This window comes from Gordonia amicalis, from assembly GCF_022059885.1.
GTDB lineage: Bacteria > Actinomycetota > Actinomycetes > Mycobacteriales > Mycobacteriaceae > Gordonia > Gordonia amicalis.
In genome coordinates this window covers 2,894,952-2,918,568 of the sequence record NZ_CP091855.1, presented here as the reverse complement: position 1 = coordinate 2,918,568, position 23,617 = coordinate 2,894,952, and the positions used below count along the sequence as shown (strand labels likewise).

16 protein-coding genes and 3 rRNA genes are annotated in these 23,617 nt (G+C 65.1%); 1 reads left to right on the top strand and 18 read right to left on the bottom strand.

Annotated features, from left to right (window positions below):
• Window positions 1–10: 10 nt before the first annotated feature.
• The 12 genes from scpB to IHQ52_RS13295 form a co-directional block, all read right to left on the bottom strand.
• A complete protein-coding gene (scpB, locus tag IHQ52_RS13350) occupies window positions 11–802 on the bottom strand; it encodes an SMC-Scp complex subunit ScpB (protein ID WP_024498700.1) in 792 nt (263 codons plus the stop codon).
• The gene (locus IHQ52_RS13345) at window positions 799–1,701 is read right to left on the bottom strand and encodes a segregation and condensation protein A (protein ID WP_024498699.1); all 903 of its coding nucleotides are present in this window, start codon (window positions 1,699–1,701) and stop codon (window positions 799–801) included. Before IHQ52_RS13345 ends, scpB begins: the two co-directional genes overlap by 4 nt.
• Window positions 1,698–2,639: a ParA family protein gene (locus IHQ52_RS13340; protein ID WP_024498698.1), complete on the bottom strand. Its 942-nt coding sequence runs from the start codon at window positions 2,637–2,639 to the stop codon at window positions 1,698–1,700. The genes IHQ52_RS13345 and IHQ52_RS13340 overlap by 4 nt, the downstream gene beginning before the upstream one ends.
• A gap of 170 nt (window positions 2,640–2,809) precedes the next feature.
• On the bottom strand, window positions 2,810–3,727 hold the full coding sequence (gene xerD / locus IHQ52_RS13335; protein ID WP_006435437.1) for a site-specific tyrosine recombinase XerD: 918 nt from the start codon (window positions 3,725–3,727) through the stop codon (window positions 2,810–2,812).
• A 22-nt stretch (window positions 3,728–3,749) separates the two neighbouring features.
• Complete coding sequence (locus IHQ52_RS13330; RefSeq protein WP_024498697.1) at window positions 3,750–4,373, bottom strand: NUDIX domain-containing protein; 624 nt, start codon at window positions 4,371–4,373, stop codon at window positions 3,750–3,752.
• 5 nt (window positions 4,374–4,378) lie between these two features.
• Complete coding sequence (locus IHQ52_RS13325; RefSeq protein WP_081712441.1) at window positions 4,379–6,163, bottom strand: CTP synthase; 1,785 nt, start codon at window positions 6,161–6,163, stop codon at window positions 4,379–4,381.
• A 151-nt stretch (window positions 6,164–6,314) separates the two neighbouring features.
• A complete protein-coding gene (locus tag IHQ52_RS13320; protein ID WP_024498695.1) occupies window positions 6,315–7,250 on the bottom strand; it encodes a copper transporter in 936 nt (311 codons plus the stop codon).
• A 3-nt stretch (window positions 7,251–7,253) separates the two neighbouring features.
• Window positions 7,254–8,441, bottom strand: a complete 1,188-nt coding sequence (gene steA, locus IHQ52_RS13315; RefSeq protein WP_238063591.1) for a putative cytokinetic ring protein SteA — start codon at window positions 8,439–8,441, stop codon at window positions 7,254–7,256.
• Between the two features lie 101 nt (window positions 8,442–8,542).
• The gene (recN, locus tag IHQ52_RS13310; RefSeq protein ID WP_238064290.1) at window positions 8,543–10,297 is read right to left on the bottom strand and encodes a DNA repair protein RecN; all 1,755 of its coding nucleotides are present in this window, start codon (window positions 10,295–10,297) and stop codon (window positions 8,543–8,545) included.
• Between the two features lie 2 nt (window positions 10,298–10,299).
• Complete coding sequence (locus IHQ52_RS13305; RefSeq protein WP_238063583.1) at window positions 10,300–11,319, bottom strand: NAD kinase; 1,020 nt, start codon at window positions 11,317–11,319, stop codon at window positions 10,300–10,302.
• Between the two features lie 79 nt (window positions 11,320–11,398).
• Window positions 11,399–12,259: a TlyA family RNA methyltransferase gene (locus IHQ52_RS13300; RefSeq protein WP_006435430.1), complete on the bottom strand. Its 861-nt coding sequence runs from the start codon at window positions 12,257–12,259 to the stop codon at window positions 11,399–11,401.
• 25 nt (window positions 12,260–12,284) lie between these two features.
• Entirely contained in the window at window positions 12,285–12,617 is a 333-nt protein-coding gene (locus IHQ52_RS13295) for a hypothetical protein (RefSeq protein WP_006435429.1), read from the bottom strand.
• Between the two features lie 129 nt (window positions 12,618–12,746).
• Between IHQ52_RS13295 and IHQ52_RS13290 the strand changes: the two genes are divergently transcribed.
• Window positions 12,747–13,766 (top strand): IS481 family transposase, encoded by a 1,020-nt coding sequence (locus IHQ52_RS13290; protein WP_191834440.1) that lies wholly within the window; start codon window positions 12,747–12,749, stop codon window positions 13,764–13,766.
• Here IHQ52_RS13290 and IHQ52_RS13285 read toward each other — a convergent pair.
• From IHQ52_RS13285 to IHQ52_RS13260, 6 genes are all read right to left on the bottom strand, one after another.
• Complete coding sequence (locus IHQ52_RS13285) at window positions 13,763–16,027, bottom strand: HAD-IIA family hydrolase (RefSeq protein ID WP_051995371.1); 2,265 nt, start codon at window positions 16,025–16,027, stop codon at window positions 13,763–13,765. The two genes, IHQ52_RS13290 and IHQ52_RS13285, sit on opposite strands and share 4 nt — an antisense overlap.
• Window positions 16,028–16,157: 130 nt before the next feature.
• Window positions 16,158–16,274, bottom strand: a 5S ribosomal RNA gene (rrf, locus tag IHQ52_RS13280).
• A 114-nt stretch (window positions 16,275–16,388) separates the two neighbouring features.
• Window positions 16,389–19,518: ribosomal RNA gene (locus tag IHQ52_RS13275) — 23S ribosomal RNA — on the bottom strand.
• A gap of 471 nt (window positions 19,519–19,989) precedes the next feature.
• Window positions 19,990–21,510, bottom strand: a 16S ribosomal RNA gene (locus tag IHQ52_RS13270).
• Together the 16S, 23S and 5S rRNA genes form the textbook arrangement of a ribosomal RNA operon.
• Before the next feature lie 467 nt (window positions 21,511–21,977).
• Window positions 21,978–23,324 (bottom strand): tyrosine--tRNA ligase, encoded by a 1,347-nt coding sequence (gene tyrS, locus IHQ52_RS13265; RefSeq protein ID WP_006437373.1) that lies wholly within the window; start codon window positions 23,322–23,324, stop codon window positions 21,978–21,980.
• 74 nt (window positions 23,325–23,398) lie between these two features.
• Window positions 23,399–23,614, bottom strand: a complete 216-nt coding sequence (locus tag IHQ52_RS13260; protein ID WP_006437372.1) for a Trm112 family protein — start codon at window positions 23,612–23,614, stop codon at window positions 23,399–23,401.
• Window positions 23,615–23,617 lie beyond the last annotated feature (3 nt).

Sequence of the window (23,617 nt, the reverse complement as noted above, 5' to 3'; positions counted from 1 at the left end):
CTATGCGGTTCTAGTCATCATTCAGGTCACCGTCGGTGACCAGTACCTTCGAGTCTGACGGCTGAGGGGACAGTTTGGCGAATCGGGGATCCGACAGCAGCTCGTCGTCCAGGTCGTCGATGAGGTCGACGTCGGGCAGCAGCGGCGCCAGATCGGGCAGTTCGGACAGCGAGGCGAGACCGAGACGCTCGAGGAACAACTCGGTGGTCGCGTAGGTCGTGGCGTTGGTCTGCGGGTCCTGGCCGACCTCGTTGATCAGGCCGCGCGCGACGAGGGTGCGGATCACGCCGTCGACGTTCACACCACGGATCGCGCTGACCCGTGCGCGGGTCACCGGCTGCCGGTAAGCGATCACGGCCAGTGTCTCCAACGCGGCGCGCGTCAGCTTCGACCGCGCCCCGTCGAGCAGCAACCTCTCCACGTACGGTGCGTAGTCCGCCCGGGTGTACAACCGCCAGCCGTCGCCCGCGAAACGCAGGTCGATGCCGCTGCGCGCCGCGGTGAGCTCGGCGGCCATCGCGTTGAGCATCTCGCGCACGCGTGTCCGGTCCTGGTCGACGGCGTTGGCCAACTCCTCGGTGGTCACCGGGGTGTCGACGACGAGCAGCACGGCCTCGAGTGCCGCCCGCAGGGTCGCGTCGTCGAGGACCTCGACCTCGTCCTCCCCCGTCAGCGCCGTCTGCTCGGGGTCGGCGGGGCCGTGGTCGGTCGCACTCTCCGCCGACGCCGGGGCGTCGGTTGCCGATTCGGCGAGAGCCTCGTCGTTCACGTCGTCGGCGTCCTCGATCGGTCCGTCGGTCATCCGTAATCCTCTGCCTTGTCGATGCGCAGGTCGTCGATCTCGCGTTCGCCGGTCCACATCACCGCGAGATCGCCGAGAGCCTCGGGTTGCTCGAAGGTGATGGCCTGATCGCGGTAGAGCTCCAGCAATCCGAGGAAGCTGCCGACGATCTCGAGTCCGCTCCCGCAGTCGGCGGTGAGAGCGCGGAACGTGACCCATTCGCCGGTCGACGCGCTGAGCAGTGCCGCCATCCGCCGGGCCTGACCCGGCACCGACACCGACTGCACGTCGTGGAGATGGTCGAGTCCGACCGTCGGCACGGGTCGCGGGGTCATCGCCGCCGCGGCCACCTGCACGAAACCAGCGGCGTCGACGCCGAGCGTGACCTCCGGCAACAGGTCCTCGAACCGTTGCTCCAGCGAGACGGCGCGCGGATAACGTTGAAGCGCGGCGGCTTCCAGTTCGCCGAACAACTGTGCCACCTGCTTGTACGCCCGGTACTGGAGCAGCCGCGCGAACAGCAGGTCGCGGGCTTCGAGCAGGGCCAGGTCCTCGGGGTCGTCGACCTCGCCGGACGGCAACAGCCGGGCCGCCTTGAGATCGAGCAGCGTGGCCGCCACGACGAGGAACTCGGTGGTCTGGTCGAGCCCGACCTCCGGACCGAGTTCGCGGGTATAGGCGATGAAGTCGTCGGTCACCTCGTGCAGCGCGACCTCGGTGACATCGAGCCGATGCTGCGAGATCAGGTTCAGCAGCAGGTCGAAGGGTCCCTCGAAATTGCGGAGCTTGACCCGGAAACCGGATTCGGTGGCCTCGTCACTCCCATCAGGGGTGTCCCCGACCGGCTCCGACGCCTCGACCGGCGCTTCGACCTCGGACCCGTCGGACTCGGTCACGGCGTGGTCGGTGTCGACGGTCATGCGCCCTTCACGTTGCGCGCGATCACCTCACGCGCCAGCGCCCGGTAGGCCTTCGCGCCGGCCGACCGAGGTGCCCACGAGGTGATCGGTTCACCGGCGACGCTCGTCTCCGGGAAACGGACGGTCCGGGAGATCACGGTGTCGTAGACGGCGTCGCCGAACACCTCGACCACACGCGCCATCACCTCGCGGGAATGCAGCGTGCGGGCGTCGAACATGGTGACGAGGATGCCACCGAGGTCCAGGCGCGGGTTGAGACGGTCGCGCACCTTGTTGATCGTGTCGGTGAGCAGCGCCAGGCCACGCAGCGAGAAGTATTCGCACTCCATCGGGATCAGCACGGTGTCCGCGCAGGCGAGGGCGTTCACGGTGAGCAGGCCGAGCGAGGGCTGGCAGTCGATCAGCACCACGTCGTAGCGGTCGAGCACCGGGTGCAGCGCACGGGCCAGGGACTGTTCGCGTCCCACCTCCGTGACGAGCTGGATCTCCGCGGCCGACAGGTCGATGTTGCTCGGCAGCAGGTCGAGTCCGTCGACGCGTGTGCGCATCAGCACCTCGTCGGTGGCCACCTGCGGCGGGACGAGGAGGTTGTAGACCGTCTGCTCGAGTTCGTGGTGCGGCACACCCAGTCCCGCGGACAACGCGCCCTGCGGATCGAGGTCGACGAGCAACACGCGGCGGCCGTACTCGGCGAGCGCGGCCCCGAGGTTGATGGTCGAGGTGGTCTTGCCGACCCCGCCCTTCTGGTTGCACACGGCGATGACGGTGGCCGGACCGTGACGGTCGAGTGGTCTCGGCTCGGGGACCTCTCGATAGGGCCGTCCGGTGGGACCGATCTCGCCGGTGCCGTGGTGATCGACCTCGTCGGCGTCATGTCCCGGCGACACCTGGATGCTGTACTGATCGCCCGCGGAGGTCACGATCGCGTCCCCGAACACTCGAGTCGGGTGCCAGACCGCAGTGTGCTCGGAGTGGTCACGTGCCCGCCGCTCCCTTCACTCTTCGGTACCCGATGCGCGTCGGCCGGCCGGGCGGAAATGCCGGTCCGTGGACGACGACTCGTATCAGCCTAGGACATCGCGGGCGTCGACCCGCTGTCGGCGCGCGGTCAGCGGGCACGCGGATGTGCGACGGCATACACCTCGCGCATCGTGTTCACCGTCACGAGTGTGTACACCTGCGTGGTGGTCACCGAGGCGTGTCCGAGCAGCTCCTGGACGACGCGGACGTCGGCGCCGCCGTCGAGGAGATGGGTCGCGAAGCTGTGCCGCAGGGTGTGCGGGGAGACGGCCTTGTCCAACCCGGCACGTTCGGCGGCGGTGACCAGTACCTGCCACGCCGACTGACGCGAGAGTCGCCCGCCCCGGGCATTGAGGAACAGCGCCGGCGTCGCCCGCGACACCAGCGCGGGACGGCCGCGGACGAGATAGGCGTCGATGGCGTCGATCGCCGGTCCGCCCAGCGGGACGAGACGCTCCTTGCCGCCCTTGCCCCGTAGGCGTACCGCCCGGGTGTCGAGGTCGAGGTCGTCGATGTCGAGCGAGGTGGCCTCGGAGATGCGGGCGCCGCAGCTGTAGAGGAATTCCAGCAGGGCGCGATCGCGCAGGGCGCGGGGATGATCTTCGGCACCGGCGGCCTCGAGGATGGCCAGCACCTCGTCGACGGGCAGCGACTTCGGGAGACGGCGCGCCGGCCTCGGCGGACGGACCGCCTGCGCGACGTCCGTCGCAACCATCCCCTCGTCGACCGCGAACTTGTGAAAGCGCCTGGTCGCCACCACGGTTCGCGCGATCGAGCTGTCCGCGAGGGGCGGGAACCCGGCGTCCGGATCCCCTCGACGCAGGTCGACGAGGAATTCACGCACGTCCTCCTCGGTCACCGCGTCGATCGACGCGATGTCGCGCGATTCGAGATATCGCCGGTACCGCTCGAGATCACGACGGTAGGACGACACGGTGTTGGCCGCCGCACCTCGTTCGACGGTGAGGTGATCGAGGAAGCGCGAGATGGCGGCGGCGATCGTCACGGGCGACTCACGACTGACGTGTTCACGAGCGACGCCGGCGGTCCCGGAGCGCGGTCGGCTCCTCGGGCCACGGGGCATCTGTCCCGCGCAGCCCGATCCCCGACCGTTCCGCCGCCGAGGCGGCCAGGATGCCCGCGACGCTGGTGGCGTTCACGATCTCGCCGGCCAGCACCATCGCGACCGCGTCGTCGAGCGACACCCACTCGACCTCCATGTCGGCTTCCTCGTCGACGCGCTCCGCCTCGTCGAGGCGATGTAGGTCCTCGGCCAGGTAGAGGCGAAGTGCCTCGTCGGTGAAACCCGGTGAGAGCGCCAGATCGACGAGGACGTGCCAGGTGTCGGCGGCCAGGTCGGCCTCCTCGGCCAGCTCGCGCTGCGCCGCAGCCAGCGGCGCCTCACCGTCCTGGTCGAGAAGGCCGGCCGGCAACTCGAGGAGGCGGCGGCCGATCGGATGCCGGTACTGGCGCACCATGGCGATCCGGCGGTTCTCGTCACGCGCGAGGATCGCGACCGCACCGAAGTGTTCGACGACCTCCCGCTCGGCGACTCGCCCGCCGGGCATGGCCACGTCGTCGACGCGCAACGTGATGATCGCACCGTCGTAGACGGTGCGGGTTCCGTTGACGTCGAACTCGTGGCCGCCCAACCCGGTCAGCCCTCGACGCCGATCTCGTCGATCCCGGCGACCGGTTCGACGGTGACGTCGTTGACCGCCGCGACGGTGCCGGCCGGGGCGTCGTTCGACTCGTACTCGTCACCGAGATCCACCGGAAGGCGTTCGGCTGCCTTGTATTTCAAAGCGGCCTCGATGAACGAGCGGAACAGCGGGTGCGGTCGCGTCGGACGGCTCTTGAGCTCCGGGTGCGCCTGGGTGGCGACGAAGAACGGATGCACCGACTTGGGGTATTCGACGAATTCGACGAGGTGCCCGTCGGGCGAGGTCCCCGAGAAGACCAGACCCGAATCGGCGATCTTGTCGCGGTAGGCGTTGTTGACCTCGAAACGGTGACGGTGACGCTCGGACACCTCGCGGGTACCGTACGACTCCGCGACGACCGAACCCGCCTTCAGGACCGCGTCGTAGGCACCGAGGCGCATCGTGCCGCCCAGGTCCGCCTCGCCGGCCACCGCGTCCGCCTGGTCGGCCATCGTCGAGATCACCGGATGCGGGGTGTCGGGATCGAATTCGGTCGAACTGGCCTCGTCGAGCCCCACCGAACGGGCGGCCTCGATGACCACACACTGGAGCCCCAGGCAGAGGCCGAGGAGCGGGATGCCGCGGCGCCGCGCGTACGAGATGGCGCCGACCTTGCCCTCGATGCCGCGGATGCCGAATCCGCCGGGGATCAGGATCGCGTCGACGTCCCCGAGCGCGGCCTGCGCACCCGCCGGGGTCTGGCAGTCATCCGACGGCACCCACTTGATCTCGGTGCGTGCCTTCCAGGCGAAACCGCCGGCACGGATGGCCTCGGTGACCGACAGGTAGGCGTCGGGCAGGTCGACGTACTTGCCGACCAGCGCCACCCGCACGGTTTCGCGCGGCTCGTGGACGCGGTGGAGCAGTTCGCCCCAGACCGTCCAGTCGACATCACGGAAGGGCAGCCCCAGCTTGCGGACCACGTACGCGTCGAGATGCTCGTTGTGCAGCACCTTGGGGATGTCGTAGATCGACGGCGCGTCGGGGGTCGAGATCACGCCGTCGAGTTCGACGTCGCACATCAGCGCGATCTTCTTCTTGAGTCCCTCGGGCACGTCGCGGTCGCAGCGCAGGATCAACGCGTCGGGCTGGATACCGACGTTGCGCAGCGCGGCGACCGAGTGCTGGGTCGGCTTGGTCTTGAGCTCCCCCGACGGCGCGAGGTAGGGCACCAGCGACACGTGCAGGAAGAAGACGTTGTCGCGGCCGACGTCATGGCGCACCTGGCGGGCGGCCTCGATGAACGGCAGCGACTCGATGTCGCCGACCGTGCCGCCGATCTCGGTGATGACGACGTCGGGCACCTCGCCGTCGGCGTCGGGCTCGCCCATGGCCAGCACCCGCGACTTGAGTTCGTCGGTGATGTGCGGGATCACCTGCACGGTCTCACCGAGGTACTCGCCGCGCCGCTCCTTGGCGATGACCGTCGAATACACCTGTCCCGTGGTCACATTCGCCGACTGCGAGAGGTTGCGGTCCAGGAAGCGCTCGTAGTGTCCGACGTCGAGGTCGGTCTCCGCGCCGTCCTCGGTCACGAAGACCTCTCCGTGTTGGAAAGGATTCATCGTGCCGGGATCGACATTCAGATAGGGATCGAGCTTCTGCATCGTGACCCGCAGGCCCCGAGAGGTGAGAAGTTGACCCAGGCTCGAGGCCGTGAGGCCCTTACCCAGTGAAGAGGCGACGCCACCAGTGACAAAGATGTGCTTGGTGTCGTGAACGTGTCGCAAAGGTCGCAAAAGCGTGTCTCCCGTCGGCCGAATCAGGGCCGATGCCCTGATTACCTACGGGACTCCAGGGTAACACCACTGGGCCGCCACGCCGTACCGCCACACCGGCGCGTGGCGTGGCGGTACTCACTCCGAACCCGAAATCAGCTCGACGGCGGGGTCAGGCGGCCGGCTTGCCGTCGGCCCCGACGGTGACCGCGGTGGCGCCGGCCCCGGTGCCGTAGGCCCCGGTCGCACCCTTCCCCTCGGCCGCGAGCGCCAGGACCGTCGTGATGAGACCGGTCGGCTGGTCGACGTTGTCGACCGTGGAGACCGCGTTGGCCAGCGACGGGTCGGCACGGACCACGGCGATCGGCGAGCTTCCGTTGGCCGATCCGGTCCGACCCACGAGCACCCCTCCCACGCCACGTACGGACGCCGCTGCGGCAAGGCGGGCCACGAGCGCACCCTGTGCACCCGAGTCGGGGCCGAACTCGTCACCGGTCACCACGACCATCAGATCGGCCGGTGTCACCGCGTTGTTGACGTAGTCGATGAACCCGCCGTCCCGCAGGGTCGCGAGACCGGTCCGACGGTCGGCGGACGATGCCGGGCGGGTGGATTTGCCGGAGAGCACCAGGGTTCCGAGCAGGTCACCGGCCCGGCTGCCCGAGTCGGTCAGCTCGGCTCGCAACATCGCACCCGGCGGGATCGTCTGGTCGACGATGGTGCGCAGCTGTTCGGCGTTCTGGTCGCCGAGGAGCGACTCGGTCAGCGCGATCTGACCGGCGAAGCGCGCGCCGGCGCCGGAGATGTTCTCCTTCACGGCGTCGACGTCGGCCTCGGCCGCGTTCGGCGCGGTGACCACCAGAACCGACTGGCCGCGCAGGGTGTTGGCGATGAGCCGGGGCCCGATCGCCAGATCGAAACTGTTGGACGCGTTGAGCTTCGCGTTCAGGTCGTCGCGCTGGTCTTCGAGATCACCGATCCGGTCCCTACTGGTCCCGGTCATCGAGTTCACCCGATCCCCGACGAACCCCGAACCGAGGAAGAGTCCGAGCGCCAATGCCAGAAAGATCGCGACCAGTGAGATCGCATGCTGTCGTAGCGAGATCATCGCCTATCGATTCCAGACCTCTCGTGCCCAGTCGAGCAGCGCATTCCACTGCGTGACAATCCAATCGGTGACGTCGGTGCCGGTGTTGGACAGCAGGAGGGCCGCGATCACCGCGACCAGTGCGGCCAGGACGACACACGCGATGGCTGCGCCGGACACGCGACTGCGGTACAGCGTCGCAACCGCTTTCGCGTCGACGAGCTTCTGCCCAACCTTCAGACGGGTCAGGAACATCGACGGGTTGCTCTCGCGACGCGAACGATCGAAGAAGTCGTCGAGGGAGCCCGGGTACCCGACGGTGACGATCAGGTCGGCGCCGTGGTAGTCGGTCAGCAGCAGGGCGAGGTCTTCCGCGGAGCCCGCCGCGGGGAAGGTGGTGGCACCGATACCGAGGTCCTGGATGCGCTCGAGGCCCGCGGCATGTCCGTCGGTGTCGGCCGGCAGCACCAGTTGCGCACCGGATTTCAGCGTCGGGGTCTTGATGTGCTCGGGGTCGCCGACGATGATAGCGGGCTTGTAGCCGGCTTTCGTCAGGGTGTCCGCGCCGGTGCCCACACCGACCATCACCGGCTGGTACTCCTTGATGAACGGCTTGAGCGCACGCAGATCCGCGGCGCGGTCGGCGCCCTCACCGACGATGACCACATGCCGGCCGGCAAGGTCCACGTCGATCTCCGGCACACCCACGCCGTCGATCAGCAGCGGGGATTCGCTGCGGATGAATTCGATCGTGTTGCCGGAGAAGGCTTCCAGGTGATCGACGAGACCCGCCTTGGCGCCGATCATGATGTCGGCGATGTCGCGCTCGTCGAGTTCGGTGCCCAGCGCCAGACGACGTTCACCGACGAAGAGCCGGTCGTCGTGGACGCGCACCTTGGCTCCGTCCTTGACGCGCTTGAAGATCTCCGGGCCCACATCGTCGAGTAGGACGATGCCCGACGCGACGAGAACCTCGGGACCGAGGTTCGGGTAGCGGCCGGTGATCGAGCGGGAGGCGTTCACCACCGCGACGACGTTGGCCTCGACGAGGGCGTCGGCGGTGACGCGGTCCAGGTCGACCTCGTCGAGGATGGCGATGTCACCCGGGCCGACCCGGTTGAGCAGCCGCTTGGTGCTCTTGTCGATCCTGGCGATACCGGTCACGCCAGGCAGTTCTTCGGTGTTACGCGCGAGCAGTGCAGGCATCTTCATGACCGCAATGATTGACCGAAGACACGACGGAGCCCGGGAGGCGCGCCGTAACACGAGAAACTTTTGTCACACGAGCAACAGGGGTCCCAGCCCGTGCGAGGTCAGTGAGCCGCCCGTTCCGCTTCCGCGGTGGCCAGCAATTCCTCGGCGTGCGCACGTCCGGTGTCGGACTCCCCCAGCCCGGCGAGCATGCGTGCCAGTTCGGCGACGCGCTCGTCGCGGTCGAGGGTCCGCACACTGCTGGTGACCAGCGCACCCTTCTTGGACTTGCCGATGACCAGGTGGTTGTCGGCGAAGGCCGCGACCTGTGGCAGGTGGGTGACGACGATGACCTGGTGGGCCCGGGCCAGACGGGACAGTCGCTTGCCGATCTCCACGGCGGCTCGCCCGCCGACACCGGCGTCGACCTCGTCGAACACCATGACCGAACCGGAGGTCGGCGCAGCGAGCACCACCTCGAGCGCGAGCATCACGCGCGACAGTTCGCCGCCGGATGCCGACTTCGCGATCGGCAGTGGCGTGGCTCCGGGGTGCGCCACGAGCGCGAATTCGACCTTGTCGGCGCCGTCGGCCCCCGCATGAGCCCGGCTGCCGCCGAGCGTGATCGCGAGCCGATCCTCCGGCGAGGCCGGTTCGGGGCTGACGGAGACCGCAAGCGTCGAGTCGCCCATTGCGAGCCCCTTCAGCTCCTTGGACACCTTGCCGGCCATCGACGACGCCGCCTTGACGCGCAGGTCGTGCAGCTTGGTCGCAGCGGCCTCGACCGTTTCCAGCGCCGTCGCGGCCGCGGTCTCGAGTTCCTCGATCGACGACCGCGGGTCCTCGATCTCGGCCAGGCGGGCCTGCGCCTTGTGCCGCCAGTCGATGACCCCGTCGACATCGGGCGCGTACTTGCGCAGGAGTGACTTGAGTTCGGCCTGACGTGCGAGGAGTTTGTCGAGCTCTTCGGCATCGGCCGGGAGGCTCGACGTGAACGCCGTCAGTTCGGCGCCGACATCGGTGATCAAGGTGAGCGCTTCGGAGACCCGCGGGACCAGTCCGCGCAGCGTGTCGTCGGCGGCACCCTCCAGAAGGGTCCGCACCGTACCCAGTCCCTCGATCACCGATGCTCCCGAATCGCCGGCGACGATGTCGTGTGCCTGGTCGGCGGCGCCGCGGATGGATTCGAGGTCCGACAGACGCCGGATCGTCGCGGTGAGTTCCTCGTCCTCACCCGGGACCGGGTCGACCGCGGCGATCTCATCGATGCCGAAACGAAGTCGGTCGGCTTCCTGCGCGAGCTCACGGTAGTTCGCGCGACGGGCGTCGAGTTCGTCGAGGATGTCGACCCAGGCGGTCCGGGCCTTCCGGTACGCCTCCAGCGCAGCCGTCGCCTTCGAGCCCCCGAAGGTGTCGAGCGCGGCTCGTTGATGCTCCGGACGCAGGAGACGGAGCTGATCGTTCTGGCCGTGGATGGCCAGAACCGCGGTGGTGAGTTGCCCCATCACCCCGACCGGCACCGATCGGCCACCCAGATGTGCCCGCGACCGACCGTCGGCGCTCACCGACCGGACCGCGATCACGGTGTCGTCGTCGTCGAGTTCGGCGCCGGTGGAGTCGAGGATGTCGGCGACCACCGGATCCTTCTGCACACCCTCGGCGTTCGCCAGCCGGAACCGGCCCTCGACGATGGCCTTGGCGCTACCGGTTCGGACACGCGTCGCGTCGGCGCGCGCCCCGGACAGCAGGTGCAGGCTGGTGACGATCATCGTCTTGCCCGCGCCCGTCTCACCGGTCAGCACCGTGAAGCCCGGGTGGAAACGTGCCTGCGCGTCCTCGATGACACCGAGTCCGGTGATCGACAGTTCTTCGAGCACCCCTATGCCTGCCTCCCTCGCCATCCCGTGACCGGGAGGGCGAACTTGGTCACGAGCCGGTCGGCGAACGGATCGGAATCGATCCGGATCCAGTTCACCGGACGCTCGCTGCGTACGACCTCGACGCGAGCACCGGCCGGCACGTCAAGTGGTCGACGGCCGTCGCACAGCGCGACCGCCGAACGTCCGTTCTTGTCCACCTCGACGGCGATCCGCGACCTCGGGCTGGTCACCATGGGCCGCGCGAACAGCGCGTGCGCGTTGTTCGGGACCACGAGGATGGCCTCGAGGTCCGGCCACATGACCGGACCGCCCGCCGAGAACGCGTAGGCCGTCGACCCGGTCGGGGTCGCGACCAGCACGCCGTCGGCGCCGAACGCGGACACCGGGCGACCGTCGACCTCGGTGACGAGTTCGAGTACGCCGTTCTTGCTGGTGTTGAGGATCGCCACCTCGTTGAGGGCCCAGCTGCTGGCCGTCGGTGGGTCGGGATCGGCCGGGTCGACGATGTCGATCTCCAGGGTCATCCGCGGTTCGATGCGGTAGTCGCGGGCGATGAGCTGCGCCATCACCTCGTCGATCCGGTGCGCCTCGGATTCGGCGAGGAAGCCGATGTGCCCGAGATTGATGCCCAGGACGGGCACTCCGGCCGGGCAGGCCAGCTCGGCGGCGCGCAGGAAGGTTCCGTCACCGCCCAGGACGATGACCAGCTCGCAGCCCTCGGCCGACGCGGACTCGGCCGTGGTGACCTCGACGACGGCACCCAGGGAACGGAGGTACTCCGGATCCACCGGGATGTTGCCGGGTCGCGAGGCTTCGCCCTCCCGGTTGCGGTACAGCACGTCGTGGTCCGGGGCGTCCCGATCGAGCGTGTCATGGTCGACGACACGCAGCGCGACGCCGGCGGCGGCACAGTGGCGGGCGATCGCCTCGATCGTCTCGATGACGTTCTCGCGTCCGGTGTGGGCGACCACCAAGAACTCGCGGGCACCGGCGGACTCGGCTACCGACTCGTCGGTCACTGATGTTCCCTCCCGGAGAAGTGTGGTCGGACGTGTGGTCGAGCAGGGACGAGCCGAACGGGCGCCGGTCGGTTTGCGCTCAGCGCGGTCCCTCCGCGACCGCACGTTCGATCATGGAGCGGAGCTCGTCGGACGATCCCGCCCGGTCGACCCTATCGCTCTCCCCCGACTCCTCGCCCGTCCGGCCATCGGGTTCGTTGCGCAGCCAGAGGAAGTACTCGACGTTGCCCGACGGGCCGGGCAGTGGGCTGGCCACGACGCCACGGGTCTCGAGCCCGAGCGCAGCGGCCTCGGTCGCCACTCCGAGCACCGCCTCGGCACGCAACTCGGGATCGCGCACGACCCCGCCGGCGCCGACACGGTCCTTGCCCACCTCGAACTGGGGTTTGACCATCGGCAGCAGGTCGGCTCCCGGAACCGCGCAACGGGCGAATGCGGGTAGGACGAGTCCCAGCGAGATGAAGGACAGGTCGGCGACCACGACGTCGACCTGACCACCGATCTGCTCGGGTTCGAGGTGCCGGACGTTGGTGCGGTCGTAGACGTGAACCCGATCGTCGTTCTGCAGACGCCAGATCAGTTGTCCGTAGCCGACATCCACGGCGACGACCTCCCGGACCTCGCGACGCAGAAGCACATCGGTGAATCCGCCGGTCGACGCGCCGGCATCGAGACACCGACGGCCGGCGAGGGTCAGACCCTGGGGTTCGAACGCCTCGAGCGCACCGAGGAGCTTGTGGGCGCCGCGCGACGCCCAGTCGTCTTTCGGTGCCTCGACGACGACGATCGGGGTGTCACGGGTGACGCCGGTCGCGGCCTTGGCCGCCACCGTTCCGTTGACCTTCACGACGCCGGCGTCGACGAGTTCGCGCGCCTGCTCCCGGGACCGGGCCAAGCCACGCCGGACGAGTTCTGCGTCGAGTCGTGCTCGGGTCGCCATCGTCAGTGCCGCGTCCGGGATCGACTCATCGGCGGTCCACCGCATCGAGCGCTGCGGTCAGCGCATCGTGTGCCTGCTCGAGGAGGTTCGCCTGGCGCTCGAGTGCGGCCAGCGAGAAAGTGTCCCCGACGGACTCACGCAGCTCGTCGACCTCGGCGAGAAGCTCAGAGACCGTGGCCTCGACGTCCGGCAGGTCGAGATCGGCGTCCGGCCCCGACGATGGGTCGTCGGTCAGGGCTGCCATCGGGTCGTACTGGCGACGCGGCATGGCGCCCGGACCGGGTCGGGGCGCCATGTTGTTCGGCGTCGGACCGCTGCTCAGGTCCGAACGACTGCTCTCGTCACTCGGATAAGTCATCGTCAACCACGCTAGCTGTACTGACCCGGGACGTTAGGTACGGGGTTCGGCGAGTCGGCGTGACATAGGGAAGACCTCCGAGTGAGGTGTGGAGCTGTCTAAGAACCGCTCCTCAACCCGGAGGTCTTCATGTCTCACCGTAATTCACCGTTGTCCCCGACTGGCCGGCTGCGTCTGGCTCGGTGTGTTGTCGAGGATGGGTGGCCGCTGCGGCGTGCCGCGGACCGTTTCAATGTCTCGGTGACCACGGCCAAACGGTGGGCCGACCGCTACCGCGACCACGGGCCCGCAGGGATGGTTGACCGCTCAAGCCGGCCCCGCTCATGCCCGCATCGCACCACCCGTCGCCGGGAACGCCGGGTGGTGGGGTTACGCGTGTCGCGCCGTTGGGGACCAGCTCGGATCGGGTTCCACCTGGGGTTGAACGTGTCCACAGTCCACCGCATCCTCACCCGGTACCAGTGTGTGCGGTTGTCGTGGACCGACCCGGCCACCGGAGCACCGGTGCGTGCACGACGACGTGAGGTTCGCCGGTATGAACGCGAAGCTGCCGGGGACTTGATCCACGTCGACATCAAGAAGCTGGGCAGGATCCCCGACGGTGGTGGGCACCGCGTGCACGGCCGCGCCCGAGGCGGCCGCAATTCCAGTGCCCATCGCGATCCGTCCCGGCCCCGCACCGTGCATGGCCGCCCCAACCTGGGATACGCCTACCTGCACCACGCCGTCGATGATCACTCCCGATACGCCTATTCGGAGATCCTCGCTGATGAGAAGAAGGAAACCGCGACCGCGTTCATGACGCGTGCCGTGGCCCACTTTGCCTCGATCGGCGTCACGACCACACGGGTGATGACCGACAACGGGTCCTGTTACCGGTCCAGAATGTTCCGGAAACGATTGGCCGACAACGGGATCAAACACAAATGGACACGACCGTACCGGCCGCAAACCAACGGCAAGGTGGAACGATTCAACCGCACACTGCAAGAGGAATGGGCCTACGCCCGCCCCTACAACAGCGAGACCGAACGCGTGGCCGCCTTCGACGAGTTCCTGCGCATCTACAATCACGAACGCGGCCACACCGCACTCAGAGGCGACTCACCCGCCGACCGCGTACCCAACCTGGCGGGTCAGTACAGCTAGCCGACGAGGGTGACACCCAGCGACGCCAGCTTCTCCCGCGCCGTGCCCTCGGCCCGGATCCGTAGCTCCTCGGGATCCGCGGTGCCGGCGTCCACCGCGGCCCAGGTGGCAGCGGCGAGCGCCGGCACGAGACCTATCTCGTCGCCCGAGCCGGAGACGCTCACCGTCGAGGCCTCCACGCTCACGGTCCAGCCCGGCTGGTCGGCCACGCGCACCGCGTCGACGACGTCGAACATGCCCGCGAGGTCGTCGATGACATAGGTGGGTCGCTGCTCTGGGGGCGCGGCCAGCAGGTCGGTGACCGTGCTGACGCCCGTGAGGACCAGTGCGCTCTCGATGCCGACGGCGTGTGCACCCTCGATGTCGGTGTCGAGACGATCGCCGACGACGAGCGGAGCGTTGGCCGCGGCCCGCGTGATCGCGTCCGCCATCAGCGGGGCGGCAGGCTTGCCGGCGACGAGCGGCTCCTTGCCGGTCGCGCTGCGCAGTGCTGCGACCATCGACCCGTTGCCCACGAGCAGACCGCGCTCGGACGGGAGCGTGGCGTCGACGTTGGTGGCCACCCACAGCGCACCGGCTCGGATGGCCAGAGCGGCCTCGGACAGCTGCGCCCAGCCGGTGTCGGTCGAATGCCCCTGGATCACGGCCGCGGGACGGTCGTCGGCGCTCCGTGTCACGCCGATACCGACTTCGCGAACCTCCTGCGCGAGTCCATCGGTACCGATCACCAGCGCCCGCGATCCCGGTGCGAGATGCTCGGACAGCAATCGCGCTCCCGACTGCGCACTGGTGACGACGAGATCATCGGTGGCGTCGAAACCGAGGTCACGGAGATGCGCGGCGACCTCGGCGGGCCGTCGACTCGCGTTGTTCGTCACGAAGAGGCGGGGGATGTCGAGCCGGTCGAGGGTGTCGACCGCATTCGGCAGCGCCTTGTTGCCCGCGAAGACAGTGCCGTCCAGATCGAGCAGGAGTGCATCGTAACGATCGGCGAGTGTCTGCGAGACCGAGTCCGAAAGCCCGATCAGCTCGGATACATCATCGTCGACGTAACTCGACGTCTCGGACAGGTCTGCGGTCCCCTGCACGCCTTCGATCGTCTCGGTGTCGTCGGCCTCCTGCTCGCCGGCGAGTTCCGGTGCGACGACCGGCTCTGGTGCAACAACCGGCTCCGGTGCGACGACCGGTTCGGCAGCTACCTTTGCCGAGGGCAACTCAGGGGATTCACCAGCAGTCGACTCAGCAGCGGCCGGTTCAGCAGCGGCCGGTTCAGCAGCGGCGGGCTCGACGCTCACGGCTTCAGCACTCGACGACTCGGCCGCCAGTGCCTCAGAGACTGCGCTGTCGGCGAGGACGTCCACCCCGTCGACGGCCTGCTCGTCATCGCCGACCGGTGCGTCGTCGTTCGCGAGTTCGGTCAGTCGGAACTCGGCGTCGGTCACGTCCTCGACGTCGGCTGCGGCCGCGTTCATGAACCAGGTGATCGATTCGTCACGGCGGCCCGATGCGTACAGCGCCGACGCGTACGCGTAGAACAGCCGCGCGGGTCCGGTTCCCACCTGACCCGGCTTGAGGTTCTCGGCCTGAAGCGTGACGACGGCTTTCTCGGGTTCACCCAGGTCGATTCGTGCGCCGGCTTCGACGATGCGCATTTCGGTGGCTTCCTCGCCGCGCAGCGCACGGCCCTCGTCGCCACGCGCGATCTCGACAGCACGCTCCGGACGGCCCAGACCACGCTCACAGTCGGCGATGAGAGGCAACAACGCATTGTTGCCGGTGATACGACGCGCAGCACGCAGCTCGGTTGCGGACTCCTGCCACTCGCCGGCGTTGTAGGCCGCGATACCGGCGGTTTCCCGAACGACGCCGACCCTCGACGCGCGGCCTCGCGCGGCACGAGCGTGTTCGAGCGCGAGCGCGGGCTCTTCGAGGAGCAGACGCGAGACCATCACCAGGTGTTTGGCGACGATCTCGGCGTTGGCCTTGTCGAGTGTCAGGAGGTCGCGACGGACTTCCGGATCAAGGTCTGACGCAGCGACATCGTCGGGCAGCGGAGGACCCGGCTGCCGGCGACCACCGTCGCCGCGCTCACGACCCGGACGATCCGGACGACGTCCCCGGCTCGAATCTCCTCGACTCGAATCGCTCTGACCGCGGGCTCCCCGCTGACCACGCGGACCGCCCTGGCCCCGCGACTCCCGCTGATCTCGCGTATCACGCTCACCGCGTCCCTCACGACGCGGACGATCACGATCATTCATAGCTGCCAATCTATGCCCTTGAACCTTGATGGGAAGCATCGCCGCCCTCGTCCAGACGAACGTGGGCGAACGAGAAAAGCCCCGTATCCGACGAATGAATTCATCGAATACGGGGCCCTTCTGAAGTTGTGTTCGGCGGTGTCCTACTCTCCCACACTGATTAAGGTGCAGTACCATTGGCGCTGGAGGGCTTAGCTTCCGGGTTCGGAATGGGGCCGGGCGTTTCCCCTCCGCTATGGCCGCCGTAACATTGTGAAACAACCACAAACCGCTGGTGTTTGTTTGTTCGTGTGTTGTCTCAGAAGATGCATAGTGGATGCGAACACACCAAAACAGAATGTTTTTGTGGTGTGTGGGTGTTGTTGGTAAGTCCTCGGCCGATTAGTACCAGTCACCTGAACACATTGCTGTGCGTACAGTTCTGGCCTATCAACCCCATGGTCTGTAGGGGGCCTTAACCCCGCAAAGGGGGTGAGAAACCTCATCTTGGAACAGGCTTCCCGCTTAGATGCTTTCAGCGGTTATCCCTTCCGAACGTAGCTAACCAGCGGTGCCCCTGGCGGGACAACTGGCACACCAGAGGTTCGTCCGTCCCGGTCCTCTCGTACTAGGGACAGGTTTCCTCAAGTTTCTTACGCGCGCGGCGGATAGAGACCGAACTGTCTCACGACGTTCTAAACCCAGCTCGCGTGCCGCTTTAATGGGCGAACAGCCCAACCCTTGGGACCTACTCCAGCCCCAGGATGCGACGAGCCGACATCGAGGTGCCAAACCATCCCGTCGATATGGACTCTTGGGGAAGATCAGCCTGTTATCCCCGGGGTACCTTTTATCCGTTGAGCGACACCGCTTCCACTTGCCGGTGCCGGATCACTAGTCCCGACTTTCGTCCCTGCTCGACATGTACGTCTCACAGTCAAGCTCCCTTGTGCACTTACACTCAACACCTGATTGCCAACCAGGCTGAGGGAACCTTTGGGCGCCTCCGTTACCTTTTAGGAGGCAACCGCCCCAGTTAAACTACCCACCAGGCACTGTCCCTGAACCCGATCAGGGTCCGAGGTTAGAAGTCCAATACGATCAGAGTGGTATTTCAACAACGACTCCATGAACACTGGCGTGCCCACTTCACAGTCTCCCACCTATCCTACACAAACCGAACCGAACACCAATACCAAGCTATAGTGAAGGTCCCGGGGTCTTTTCGTCCTGCCGCGCGTAACGAGCATCTTTACTCGTACTGCAATTTCGCCGAGTCTGTGGTTGAGACAGCAGAGAAGTCGTTACGCCATTCGTGCAGGTCGGAACTTACCCGACAAGGAATTTCGCTACCTTAGGATGGTTATAGTTACCACCGCCGTTTACTGGGGCTTAAATTCTCAGCTTCGCTCCCCGAAAGGAACTAACCGGTCCTCTTAACCTTCCAGCACCGGGCAGGCGTCAGTCCGTATACATCGTCTTACGACTTCGCACGGACCTGTGTTTTTAGTAAACAGTCGCTTCTCTCTGGTCTCTGCGACCCACACCAGCTCAGAGAGTAAATCTCGTCACCAGGATGGGTCCCCCTTCTCCCGAAGTTACGGGGGCATTTTGCCGAGTTCCTTAACCACAGTTCTCTCGATCGCCTTAGTATTCTCTACCTGACCACCTGTGTTGGTTTGGGGTACGGGCCGTGTACCAACTCACTAGAGGCTTTTCTCGGCAGCATAGGATCATGGAATTCACCGCAACGGCTACGCATCACCTCTCAGGCTCACTGTGTTCCGGATTTGCCTAGAACACGCCCTACAGGCTTACACCAGTACAACCACTGACTGGCCCCACTACCTTCCTGCGTCACCCCATCGCTTGCCTACTACCAGCCAAGGTCCCATGCATCACCCCACCCGGCACCCGAAGGTGCTCCTGGGGGATCTGGATGGTTAGTACAACTGATTCAGCATGGGCGCGGATACACGGGTACGGGAATATCAACCCGTTGTCCATCGACTACGCCTGTCGGCCTCGCCTTAGGTCCCGACTCACCCTGGGCGGATTAGCCTGGCCCAGGAACCCTTGGTCATTCGGCGGCAGAGTTTCTCACTCTGCTTTCGCTACTCATGCCTGCATTCTCACTCCCACACCCTCCACCACTAGATCACTCTGTGGCTTCCACGGATGCAGGACGCTCCCCTACCCACCCACACACCTGGTTCACCATCCGTAAACGGAGAACGGGCTATTGTGTGAGTGCCGCGGCTTCGGCGGTGTACTTGAGCCCCGCTACATTGTCGGCGCAGGATCACTTGACCAGTGAGCTATTACGCACTCTTTCAAGGGTGGCTGCTTCTAAGCCAACCTCCTGGTTGTCTTCGCGACCCCACATCCTTTTCCACTTAGTACACGCTTAGGGGCCTTAGCCGGCGATCTGGGCTGTTTCCCTCTCGACTACGAACCTTATCGCCCGCAGTCTCACTGCCACACTCTCACTTACCGGCATTCGGAGTTTGGCTGACGTCAGTAACCCTGTGGGGCCCATCGGCCATCCAGTAGCTCTACCTCCGGTAAGAAACATGTGACGCTGCACCTAAATGCATTTCGGGGAGAACCAGCTATCACGGAGTTTGATTGGCCTTTCACCCCTACCCACAGCTCATCCCCTCCATTTTCAACTGAAGTGGGTTCGGGCCTCCACGACGTCTTACCGTCGCTTCACCCTGGCCATGGGTAGATCACTCCGCTTCGGGTCTAGACCCGGCGACTCAAACGCCCTATTCAGACTCGCTTTCGCTACGGCTACCCCACACGGGTTAACCTCGCCACCGAGCACTAACTCGCAGGCTCATTCTTCAAAAGGCACGCCATCACCCACCCCGAAGGCGCAGGCTCTGACGGATTGTAAGCGTCCGGTTTCAGGTACTATTTCACTCCCCTCCCGGGGTACTTTTCACCTTTCCCTCACGGTACTTGTCCGCTATCGGTCACCAGGAAGTATTCAGGCTTACCGGGTGGTCCCGGCAGATTCACAGCAGATTCCACGAGCCCGCTGCTACTTGGGAGAACATCACGCAAGACCATGTGTTTTCAGCTACCGGACTCTCACCGTCTACGGCAGACCATTCCAGGCCACTTCACCTAACACACGATTTTCTGACTCACGCTTCCACAGGCAGATGGAAGAAGATGAACCCCACAACACCACACACACAACCCCTACCCGGTATCACATGCGCATGGTTTAGCCTCATCCGCTTTCGCTCGCCACTACTCACGGAATCACTTTTGTTTTCTCTTCCTATGGGTACTGAGATGTTTCACTTCCCCACGTTCCCTCCACACCCCCTATACATTCAGAGGTGGGTAACACGACATCACTCGTGCTGGGTTTCCCCATTCGGACACCCTCGGATCACAGCTCGTTTGACAACTCCCCGAGGACTATCGCGGCCTACCACGTCCTTCATCGGCTCCTGGTACCAAGGCATCCACCGAACGCCCTTACACACTTACAACAACACCTACAAACCACCCCCACCACACAACCCGAAAGCTGCACACAACCCCAAAGGATCATGTTCGGCGAGGATCGAATGTAGACAACACAAAACATTCTTTCTGCTAAATCACAGACCAACAAAAAATTGTTGATTTGAAATAAAGATGCTCGCATCCACTATGCACTTCTCAAACAACACACACCATCCCACCACCCACACCTCCGCGCCCCATCACAGGACACCTCACCAGCATGATTGGCCGAACAGTTAGGTCAGAGACAACCCGTTGCACACCCGAAAGCATGCCGCGTGTTCTCTCAGAACCCCGATAGTGTGCGATGAACCCGCCGGCCTCACGACCCAGCAGCAACCCCCCAAACTTCCACAGGTGTGGAAGCGGTGAGCCTGTCTGATGTTTCACCCTCGAACACACACGCGCCGCAGAACATACGCCTGCAGAAACACGTGATGTTGTGTGCTCCTTAGAAAGGAGGTGATCCAGCCGCACCTTCCGGTACGGCTACCTTGTTACGACTTCGTCCCAATCGCCGATCCCACCTTCGACAGCTCCCTCCCACAAGGGGTTAGGCCACCGGCTTCGGGTGTTACCGACTTTCATGACGTGACGGGCGGTGTGTACAAGGCCCGGGAACGTATTCACCGCAGCGTTGCTGATCTGCGATTACTAGCGACTCCGACTTCATGGGGTCGAGTTGCAGACCCCAATCCGAACTGAGACTGGCTTTAAGGGATTCGCTCCACCTCACGGTATCGCAGCCCTCTGTACCAGCCATTGTAGCATGTGTGAAGCCCTGGACATAAGGGGCATGATGACTTGACGTCATCCCCACCTTCCTCCGAGTTGACCCCGGCAGTCTCCTGCAAGTCCCCGGCATAACCCGCTGGCAATACAGGACAAGGGTTGCGCTCGTTGCGGGACTTAACCCAACATCTCACGACACGAGCTGACGACAGCCATGCACCACCTGTACACCAACCACAAGGGGGGCTATATCTCTATAGCTTTCTGGTGTATGTCAAACCCAGGTAAGGTTCTTCGCGTTGCATCGAATTAATCCACATGCTCCGCCGCTTGTGCGGGCCCCCGTCAATTCCTTTGAGTTTTAGCCTTGCGGCCGTACTCCCCAGGCGGGGTACTTAATGCGTTAGCTACGGCACGGAACTCGTGAAATGAGCCCCACACCTAGTACCCACCGTTTACGGCGTGGACTACCAGGGTATCTAATCCTGTTCGCTACCCACGCTTTCGCTCCTCAGCGTCAGTTACTACCCAGAGACCCGCCTTCGCCACCGGTGTTCCTCCTGATATCTGCGCATTTCACCGCTACACCAGGAATTCCAGTCTCCCCTGTAGTACTCAAGTCTGCCCGTATCGCCTGCACGCCTACAATTGAGTTGCAGAATTTCACAGACGACGCGACAAACCGCCTACGAGCTCTTTACGCCCAGTAATTCCGGACAACGCTCGCACCCTACGTATTACCGCGGCTGCTGGCACGTAGTTGGCCGGTGCTTCTTCTCCAGGTACCGTCACTTGCGCTTCGTCCCTGGTGAAAGAGGTTTACAACCCGAAGGCCGTCATCCCTCACGCGGCGTCGCTGCATCAGGCTTGCGCCCATTGTGCAATATTCCCCACTGCTGCCTCCCGTAGGAGTCTGGGCCGTGTCTCAGTCCCAGTGTGGCCGATCACCCTCTCAGGTCGGCTACCCGTCGTCGCCTTGGTAGGCCATTACCCCACCAACAAGCTGATAGGCCGCGGGCCCATCCTGAACCGCAAAAGCTTTCCACCAAACACCATGCGATGTAAGGTCATATCCGGTATTAGACCCAGTTTCCCAGGCTTATCCCAGAGTCCAGGGCAGATCACCCACGTGTTACTCACCCGTTCGCCACTCGAGTACCCGCAAGCGGGCCTTTCCGTTCGACTTGCATGTGTTAAGCACGCCGCCAGCGTTCGTCCTGAGCCAGGATCAAACTCTCCATGAAAAAATAGCGAAACAAAACCAACACCCAAAAGGTGCCAGCGTTTCAACACAATCAGGAAAGCAAAACCTGACCAATCCAAAACTAGCAAAAACATGTGACACCCAGACGGGGCCGAGCGCCACACACAATAAACATCTACATCCATAAAGAATGCACGATGCCACAATTGGCATCAGACAATTCATCATCACACTATCGAGTTCTCAAAGAACACACACCCACCAGACGTCCTCTTGACGAGTCCGGCTCCGGTGAGCCTCTCCCAGAGCGTGAGAAATTCTCACGCTCTTGTTCTCGGGAGTGGCCCCGCACAGGCGGCCCGAGCGAGTAGCTCGGGCACTTTTGCTTCCCCGGTGCTTGCGGCTCCGGGGGAGTTGCTCTCTGCGGTGCGTCGATTAAGTTACACAGGCGCGAACAACGCGTCAAATCGCCTGGTCAGAGGCCTGGTTCGCTACGCCTTCGCTGCGTCAGCGGCCCAGTCTCGCGCCGGCGAAGCTCTTCTTGCCGCGGCGCACGACCAACCATCGCCCGTGGAGCAGGTCGGAGTCCGCCGGCTGCCACTCCGGATCGGTGATCTTCGTGTTGTTCACGTACGCGCCGCCCTCGGACACTGCACGACGCGCAGCCTTGTTGCTCTCGGACAGCTTGGTGTCGACGAGCAACTGGATGATCGTGGGTCGCTCCTGCACGTACTCCGCGATGACGGTCTCCCCCACGGCCGCGGCGAGGGTGGACTCGTCGAGCTCGTCGAGCTCGGCGCGACCGAACAGGGCCTGGCTGGCGAGTTCGACTGCGCGGGTGTTCCCCTGCCCGTGGATCAGGGTGGTCATCTCGGCGGCGAGCTTCTTCTGCGCGAGACGCAGATGTGGCTTCTCCTCCGTCGCCTGCTCGAGTTCGGCGATCTCCTCGCGTCCGAGGAAGGTGAACCACCGCAGGTAGCGGATGACGTCCGCGTCGGCGGTGTTCACGAAGTACTGGTACCAGGCGTACGGGCTGGTGAGCTCGGGGTCGAGCCACAGGCTGCCGCCACCGGTGGACTTGCCGAACTTCTTGCCGTCCGACGACGTCACGAGCGGCACGGTCAGTGCATGCAGGGACACCCCGTCGAGTCGGCGTCCCAGGTCCACACCGCCGACGATGTTCCCCCACTGATCCGAGCCACCGATCTGCAGGAGGCAGCCGTACCGCCGATTGAGCTCGACGAAGTCGTTGGACTGCAGGAGCAGGTAGCTGAACTCGGCGTAGCTGATGCCGTCCCCCTCGAGACGCCGCTTCACGGTGTCCCGGGCGAGCATGACGTTCACCGAGAAGTGCTTCCCGAGGTCGCGCAGGAACTCGATGGCGGAGAGCTGTCCGGTCCACTCGAGGTTGTTGACGACGAGCGCACCCGTCGGCGACTCGTCGATGTCGACGAAGCGACGGAGTTGGGCGTCGATCCGGCCGGCCCATTCGGCGACCGTGTCGGGAGCGTTCATGGTCCGCTCCCCCACTTCCCGGGGATCACCGATGAGACCGGTGGCCCCACCCGCGAGAACGATCGGCCGATGGCCCGCGAGTTGGAAGCGTTTGAGGGTCAACAGCGGCACGAGGTGACCTGCGTGCAGACTCGACGCCGTCGGGTCGAAGCCCGCGTACAACGTGATGGGCCCGCCCGCGAGGGCCTCACGCAGTGCGTCGAGGTCGGTGGACTGCGCGATCAGACCTCGCCACTCGAGTTCGTCGAGGATGTCGACGGGTGCGGTTCCGCTCTGGGCGGTCGCGGCCCGGACGATTTCGTCGGTCGTGTTGGCGGTTCCCTCAGTCTCAGCACTCACCCCTCGATCTTGTCATCCATCGAGATCGGGGCTCGGACGAGGTGACTCGTGAGTGGGCCGCCGGCAGGCGTCGGCTACTGCCCGGAGATCAGGCGTTCGTGCTCGGCGTCGTCGACCTTGCGTGCCTCGTCGATGAGCATGACGGGGATTCCGTCGGCGTCGATCCGGTACGCGACATGGAGCCGCGGGTTGTAGAGCTCGTCGCCGGCATTGATCAGCGGGCCGTGGTCCTGCGGGCAGGCCAGCCGTTCGCGCACGATCGGGTCGATGGCCTCAGCGCGTGTCGTCACGCG

Excerpts from the sequence above, each read along its gene's own strand:
- IHQ52_RS13295 (WP_006435429.1), bottom strand. The coding sequence starts at position 12,617 with ATGACTTATCCGAGTGACGAGAGCAGTCGTTCGGACCTGAGCAGCGGT.
- IHQ52_RS13290 (WP_191834440.1), top strand. The coding sequence starts at position 12,747 with ATGTCTCACCGTAATTCACCGTTGTCCCCGACTGGCCGGCTGCGTCTG.
- IHQ52_RS13285 (WP_051995371.1), bottom strand. The coding sequence starts at position 16,027 with ATGAATGATCGTGATCGTCCGCGTCGTGAGGGACGCGGTGAGCGTGAT.
- scpB (WP_024498700.1), bottom strand. The coding sequence starts at position 802 with ATGACCGACGGACCGATCGAGGACGCCGACGACGTGAACGACGAGGCT.
- steA (WP_238063591.1), bottom strand. The coding sequence starts at position 8,441 with ATGAAGATGCCTGCACTGCTCGCGCGTAACACCGAAGAACTGCCTGGC.
- IHQ52_RS13320 (WP_024498695.1), bottom strand. The coding sequence starts at position 7,250 with ATGATCTCGCTACGACAGCATGCGATCTCACTGGTCGCGATCTTTCTG.
- IHQ52_RS13345 (WP_024498699.1), bottom strand. The coding sequence starts at position 1,701 with ATGACCGTCGACACCGACCACGCCGTGACCGAGTCCGACGGGTCCGAG.
- IHQ52_RS13300 (WP_006435430.1), bottom strand. The coding sequence starts at position 12,259 with ATGGCGACCCGAGCACGACTCGACGCAGAACTCGTCCGGCGTGGCTTG.